We start from the raw sequence: 6,333 nt of genomic DNA, 5'->3' as shown, positions 1-6,333 counted from the left end.
ATAAAGTCAGAGATTGCATCCACTGCTCTTTGTGATGATAGTCGTTGCTCTTCATTAACAATCGCGGCTCCCAGGTCGTCAAATGCGGTTTTTCCTGCTTCAAGCTGCTGCTGATACGCGGACAGTTGTTCTGTTAATTGTGGTAAAGTTTCAACCAAGGCTGATTCAACTACTGACTGTTCAATAAAGTCAGAGATTGCATCCACTGCTCTTTGTGATGATAGTCGTTGCTCTTCATCAACAATCGCGGTTTCCAGGTCGTCAAATGTGGTTTTATTATTAGCTAGCTGCTGCTGATACGCAGACAGTTGTTCTGTTAATTGTGGTAAAGTTTCAACCAAGGCTGATTCAACTACTGACTGTTCAATAAAGTCAGCGATTGTATTTATGAATCTTTGGCTCTCCACTGCTTGCTCTTTAGGATTCTTCAACAGATTCTCAATAAGCTCATCATCCCGTTGGGGCTGGTAGTCAATCCCCTTATGTTTTTGTAAACCTGGGAATGTGTAGGCAGGCCCCAAAGATGTGCCGCTAAATTTCTGGTCATTCCATGAGTACGAAATGCCCTTACTTTTACCGTTGCGCGTTAATCCGTGACGAACTTCTACACCTTGTAATTGCAACCGCTCAACCAGTTGGGGCATAGTTAGTTTATCTATTGTGGCAAGGTCGATTAGTTCCTGGAGTTGTTGCTTAATAGGGCGCTCTTGTGGTGTAAGGCGCTCACCATTGATATATTCTTCGTGTTCTCTTTCTAGGCGTTTTTGTTGTCCAATACTAGGATTACGCGATAATTTCTCATGGCTGCTCTGGGTTTGTTGTAAGCCGTAATCTCGTTCTAGCTGCCGGATAATGGTTTCGCTGCGCTTGTAATCCCAGCTATCATGTACAATCTTTCCGTTGTCTAACCGAATGCGGCTGGCGCAGATATGTATGTGGTCGTGTTCCGTGTTGCTGTGTCTGTAGACTACGTACTGGTTACTGTCAAAGCCCATCTCTTCGAGATAGCGGTTAGCAAGTTCGTTCCAGGTTGGTTCGTCTAGTCGCTCGTTTTCTGGTAGTGATAATGATGCGTGATACACTACTCGGTCAGCTTCTGGGTTTAGTTGTCGAGAGATTTTGAATTCTCTGGCCAGGGCACGGGCGTTATTGCCGCCCATGTTACCACCAATGAGTTTGGCATCTTTCTGAGACTCCAAATAATTCAGCAGTCCGCGAAACCCTCGCCCTTTAGTCTGGTTGCCAATCATCTGTTTCCTCGTCCGATTCTTCGATGAAGGTATTGGCTATTTCTCGTTGGCAGTGTCGTAGCAGGTCTAGTAACTCTTGTAGAAGTTCTGGTGATGCTGGCGGTGGCAACTGCATTTTAATGGCGGTGTTGGTAGCTTTGGCCAGTTGGTTGATGTTGTTGCCAATGCGCGATAGTTCCAGGTATGTGTCTAGTGTAACTCTGCCCAGTCGCGGCGGTGGTGGTGGAATTGGTCGCAGTAACATACATCGTCTCGTCAATTCTCCCAAGCTCAAGCCCGTATCTTCTGCTTTAGAGCGAATCATTTCATATTCAATCGGGCTGAATCGCGCTTGCAACATTTTGGTGCGGACAAGTGACTGAGAAGAAGCTTTGGGCATAAGTCAAACCAAACAAGATGCAGTTTTTGAGGGGGTTTCCAAAGGCGGGATATTTCCCCCTTTGGCAAGCCTGCTGAGTCGAGCGTAGCGACGACACCCCGAAGGGGTAGGCATGGCTTGCTCTTAACCAGTCTTTGGGGGAGGCAGAAGGACTAGGGGAACAACCCACTAGGGGACAAAATGCGTAATCTCCGGCTACCACCACGATGATATTACTAACGAGTTGACGTAAATTACAGTATGGCTAATTATTAGTGATGAGTGTGTGATTTATTTTTGATTAACTGTTCGTGAGTTATCTTACACGCTTTGAGTAATCACTGTTCAATCAGTTACGTTAATATCTGTTGCTGTCTCTTAACTATTTGTTGCATTGATAATTACCTGTCTTTAGATAGATGCTCTCTGTTAAAGTAAAGTTTTAAACATAAACATTAGTTTGATTTTTACTCTTGTGGCTAAAGATAGTATTCCTAAGTCTAAGATTCCAGACGCTCTTGATGCTCTACGCGCTTTGGGTGCTAAGGAATTAGATGATATCCCAGCACGAGCAGCTATTAAAAAGATGCGCCGTCAAATTGAACGGGTACTTCGTCTCGGCTATAGCTACGAGGAAGTGTCTAAAACTTTAGCCCCTTTGGATATCAACATCAGCCCTGAACGTATCCGTTATTTACTTAACGATATTCGTCGGTCTACACGCAAAAAATCAGTCACTCCTCCGAGTCAAGAGAATACCAGTACACAAGTTATTGATGAGCCGGCAGTTAGTGAGGATTCGACTTCTGAGCAAAGCACTAATCAGTCTGTTCAAAAATCAGAACCAGAATCAAAACCAGAATCAAAACCAGCTTCATCAAAATCAACAACTACTAAAACTCCTAAAACGGCTAAAAAGACCTCTGATGCTAAGGCTCTAGAGAATCAAAATTCCTCTCGCCTTGCTTTTGTGCCTGAAATAATCTCTGATGAGGATTTGTAGATGGTAGTCAAACCTAAACAATCGGATGACCAAGTTCAGGAACAAAAGGCAACTGAACAGCCAAAAACTCTTGGGCGCTTAGTGTTGGTGACTGGGGATAAGGGCGGTACTGGTAAAAGTGTGGTGGCTAGAATCCTACTCGACATTTACCGCCACAGAAATATTAACTGCATCGCTTACGAGTGTGACCAGTCTAATCCTCAGCTTTATCGTCATTACAACAAAGTCGCTCCTGGCGTGCAAACGCTCAAATTAAATCAGCGTGGTGGTGCTGATGCTTTGCAGGATGACTTGAAGCGTTTATCTCCTCAAGTTTCTTTGGTGGATCTGCCTGCTGGGGCTGCTGAGTATTTTGAGTCAGTGGCTAAGGATATTTTTTTATTTCAAAATGCCCAGCGCTTGGGTTATCGCATCACTATGGTATCGGTGTTGGGTCGGGTGAAAGATAGTCTATTGCAGTTAAAACGTCTGGTGGATTTCTGCGGTGACAAAGTTGATTATGTAGTTGTAAAAAATCTTTACTGGGGTGATGAGCATAAGTTTACTCGCTACAACAATTCTAAGATGAAGCAGGCTGTAGAAGCATTGGGGGCAGTTGAACTTTTATTGCCTGAGTTATATGACGATATTTTTGACCTCGTTGACTCCAAGGATCTTACCTTCCGGGAAGCGCTAGAGCATGAGGATTTTAGTTTGAGTAATCAGTCGAGAGTTTTCGGCTGGATTGATGCGGTTGAAACTGAGTTTTCTAAAGCGGCTATACAGTTGGGGTTAGAGTAATGGCTGTAAGTAATGGTAATGGCAATGGTGCAGTATCTCATTTAGATAGGTTGCTGTCAGAAAAGCCACCGGAATTTCAAGCGAAAGTCTTGCGGTTTGCGCTTGATTCTGGGATGAAACAAGATGACCCAGCATTTCGACTGGTGCAGTACATCGGTTATTTGGCGCAACTGACAGAAACTGCACCCAATGATTGGAAATTATTATTTGAAAATTTACAGGTAGAGCTAAACGAATGGAGTCAACTGACGGCGGAGCAATTGAAGACCCAAGCCGACCACACGGAGAATATCAAAAATCTAGCGACCAGTTGCAATCAGCTAGGGACAGCCTTGAGCGCATTAAATCTAACGTCGCAGCAACAACTCAAGCAATTGACGAGCTTAACGAAACTCTCCGAGAATTTGAACAATATTTCCCCAAGGCAACCAGAGACATTGAGCCAACCGTTACAAGAACAATTGAACGAGATTCAGACGGGAATATCTCTATTGAACCAAAAAGACGCGGAATCGGTCGTTAAAGGTTGGGGTAGAGCTATTATGATCTGGCTTTTTTCTCCGATCTCATTTTTTATTCTATTTTGGTTTTATTCACACATGACCCCAATTCCTACTCCTATTGAAACTACTGAGTCTCTACAGAAGATTTTGCAGAATACTGATTGGAGTAATACCAAGCTCCAACGGGTTGAGAAACATTTGGGGACTGATCCAAATCAGAGACGACGGCGGTAATCAGCTAATGTGGCTAACCTAATAGTTATCATCTGCTAGAGATTTGTATTTAATAGTATAATTACTGATTCACGCCTTACAAATCATTTCCTTGCTAGAGCGCCTAGTTTTTATTCAAATATTCAAGTAGAAGAGGTAGGTACTATGACAAACAACCCCGGCGGCTTTTCAGTTGGTGGTTCAGTTGGCGGCGATATCAGAAATTTGCAAGGCGATAACAACAGCGCAGTGCAAGGGGATAATAATCAGGGTGTCCTTGGAGACAATAATCAAGTAACGCAACAAAATCAAGTGGGTGTAGATACCGGAGAATCGCTTACTAAAGAAGATGTTGTCAAGTTACTGGCAGAACTTGAAACTTTGATTAAAGCGGCAGAATTACCAGCCGATACCAAAGAAGAAGTAGTTGAAGATTTGAGTGCTGCGAAGAAAGCCACAGAAAAAGAAGAGCCAAATAAACAACGTGCATTAGACCGTTTAACAGGTGTGGCAGAAACACTTGAAAAAACTAGCAAAAGTGTAGAGGCAGGACAGAAAATTTGGACAACAGCCAAGCCGATTATTGTAAAAGTTGCTGCTTGGTTGGGTGCGGCGGCTGGTTCTCACCTGTTGGGATTATAGAACTGATTTATGAGTCAGCAGCCTGAGAACTTGGAACCACAACAGGCTAATAGTTCTACACCTGAAAATGTAGTAAAGGGGAATAAAAACCGAGTTCTTCAGGGTAATGAGAACCAATCTGTTCTGGGTAATGGCAATAAAGTAATTCAGATTAAGAACAACTTGATGCTAACCATCAATAAGTTTATTCTTAGTCAGCAGACAACAACACCAGTAGGCAACTTTGAACGGACAAAGAATGAACGGATACTATTAGCCGCAGTCAAGGAAGAAGTTACTTCCCGATTAAGGCAATCTCTACACAATGCTGTGCTGATTAATTTAGGTAAAGAGTCGCAACCCCAGCAGGTAAAACGCCTTTGGGATGCAGAGATAAAAATTGGCTTAAAGCCTTCTGAACCTCTCCCAGACACCACAACAATTTTAGAAGTTTTTGACTCCCAAGAAATGGTAGGAAAACTGTTAATCTTGGGTGCGCCAGGATCGGGAAAAACAACCACACAGTTAGAATTAGCTCAAGCTTTAGTTACCCGTGCGGAAGAACAGCCTAATTATCCCGTTCCCCTTTTATTTAATTTAACCTCATGGAAAGATGACCGCCAATCTTTAGCTGATTGGTTGGTGGCAGAACTTAAATCTAAATATGGTGTTTCAAATAAACTTGGTAAAGACTGGGTAAACAATCACCAATTACTACCATTACTTGATGGTCTGGATGAACTTGAACCACAGCGTCAAGAGCTTTGCATTCATACAATTAATCAGTTTTTAGCTGGTGAAACTAGACCGCTTTATCTAGTTGTTTGTAGTAGAAGTGAGGAATATAGTAATTACGCTACTCAATTACAACTTAACGGTGCTATCTATTTACAGCCTTTAACTAACAATCAAATTTATAATTATTTAACATCTATAAATTATATAGAACTGTGGTCAACTATCAGTAACGACTTAAACTTGCTAGAGTTAATTAAAACTCCTTTACTACTCAGCATTACTGTTCTAGCGTCTCAAGAAATATCTGTTGAAGAATGGCAGCATTTGAACTCTACAGCAGACAGGATTCAGTATTTGTTAGATGCCTATGTAGGACGGATGTTAACACGGGATATTAACAGTAGCGCATATTTGAAGAACAAAACTCCTAATGCTAGAAAAACGCGATTATGGCTTGTTTGGTTAGCTCAAAAAATGCAAAGAGAATCAAAAACTGAGTTTTTGATGGAAGAAATACAGTCTAGTTTGTTAAGAACCAAAATTTCCAAAATTATTTATAATTTAATTTTTTTGGGAGTTATACAAATACTAATTTCTGGGCTGATTTTTAGTCTGATTTCTGTTTTTGGTCTGATTAATGGGCTAATTAATGGACTTATTTTTGGGCTGATTGAAAGGATAGTTGGATGGCTGATTGGAGAGAAAATTCAAGCCACTGAAATTCTAAAATTTTCTTATCATAATTTTTTAAATGGGCTGATTGAAGGACTAATTTTTGGACTGATTGGAGGACTAATTTTTGGGCTGATTGGAGGACTAATTTTTGGGCTGATTGAAGGACTAATTTTTGGGCTGATTGAAGGACTA

The 6,333-nt window shown here is 41.7% G+C and carries 7 protein-coding genes; 5 read left to right on the top strand and 2 right to left on the bottom strand.

Translation table 11 applies throughout. From position 1 onward, the window contains the following. A partial coding sequence (locus tag ABF638_RS36360) for a relaxase/mobilization nuclease domain-containing protein (protein WP_435027615.1) occupies positions 1 to 1,250 on the bottom strand: 1,250 nt, incomplete at its 3' end. Continuing rightward, the gene (locus ABF638_RS36355; protein WP_435027614.1) at positions 1,231 to 1,629 is read right to left on the bottom strand and encodes a plasmid mobilization protein; all 399 of its coding nucleotides are present in this window, start codon (positions 1,627 to 1,629) and stop codon (positions 1,231 to 1,233) included. The genes ABF638_RS36355 and ABF638_RS36360, both read right to left, overlap by 20 nt. Positions 1,630 to 2,083: 454 nt before the next feature. Here ABF638_RS36355 and ABF638_RS36350 point away from each other — a divergent pair, with 454 nt between their 5' ends. The 5 genes from ABF638_RS36350 to ABF638_RS36330 all read left to right on the top strand — a co-directional run. Beyond that, positions 2,084 to 2,611, top strand: a complete 528-nt coding sequence (locus tag ABF638_RS36350; protein WP_435027613.1) for a hypothetical protein — start codon at positions 2,084 to 2,086, stop codon at positions 2,609 to 2,611. Further along, positions 2,612 to 3,391, top strand: a complete 780-nt coding sequence (locus ABF638_RS36345; RefSeq protein ID WP_435027612.1) for a hypothetical protein — start codon at positions 2,612 to 2,614, stop codon at positions 3,389 to 3,391. Next, the gene (locus ABF638_RS36340) at positions 3,391 to 4,128 is read left to right on the top strand and encodes a DUF6753 family protein (RefSeq protein WP_435027611.1); all 738 of its coding nucleotides are present in this window, start codon (positions 3,391 to 3,393) and stop codon (positions 4,126 to 4,128) included. Before ABF638_RS36345 ends, ABF638_RS36340 begins: the two co-directional genes overlap by 1 nt. 144 nt (positions 4,129 to 4,272) lie before the next feature. Beyond that, positions 4,273 to 4,749, top strand: a complete 477-nt coding sequence (locus tag ABF638_RS36335) for a hypothetical protein (RefSeq protein ID WP_435027610.1) — start codon at positions 4,273 to 4,275, stop codon at positions 4,747 to 4,749. Between the two features lie 9 nt (positions 4,750 to 4,758). Continuing rightward, positions 4,759 to 6,333 (top strand): NACHT domain-containing protein (locus ABF638_RS36330; RefSeq protein ID WP_435027609.1); only part of this gene is annotated, 1,575 nt, incomplete at its 3' end.

Source organism: Nostoc sp. CALU 1950 (assembly GCF_051172895.1).
Classification (GTDB): Bacteria; Cyanobacteriota; Cyanobacteriia; order Cyanobacteriales; family Nostocaceae; genus Nostoc; species Nostoc edaphicum_A.
Note: the sequence above shows the minus strand (reverse complement) of the source record. Positions and strands in the feature narration are given on the sequence as shown.

Coding starts and splice junctions, on each gene's coding strand:
- ABF638_RS36345 (WP_435027612.1), top strand. CDS start 2,612: ATGGTAGTCAAACCTAAACAATCGGATGACCAAGTTCAGGAACAAAAG.
- ABF638_RS36355 (WP_435027614.1), bottom strand. CDS start 1,629: ATGCCCAAAGCTTCTTCTCAGTCACTTGTCCGCACCAAAATGTTGCAA.
- ABF638_RS36340 (WP_435027611.1), top strand. CDS start 3,391: ATGGCTGTAAGTAATGGTAATGGCAATGGTGCAGTATCTCATTTAGAT.
- ABF638_RS36335 (WP_435027610.1), top strand. CDS start 4,273: ATGACAAACAACCCCGGCGGCTTTTCAGTTGGTGGTTCAGTTGGCGGC.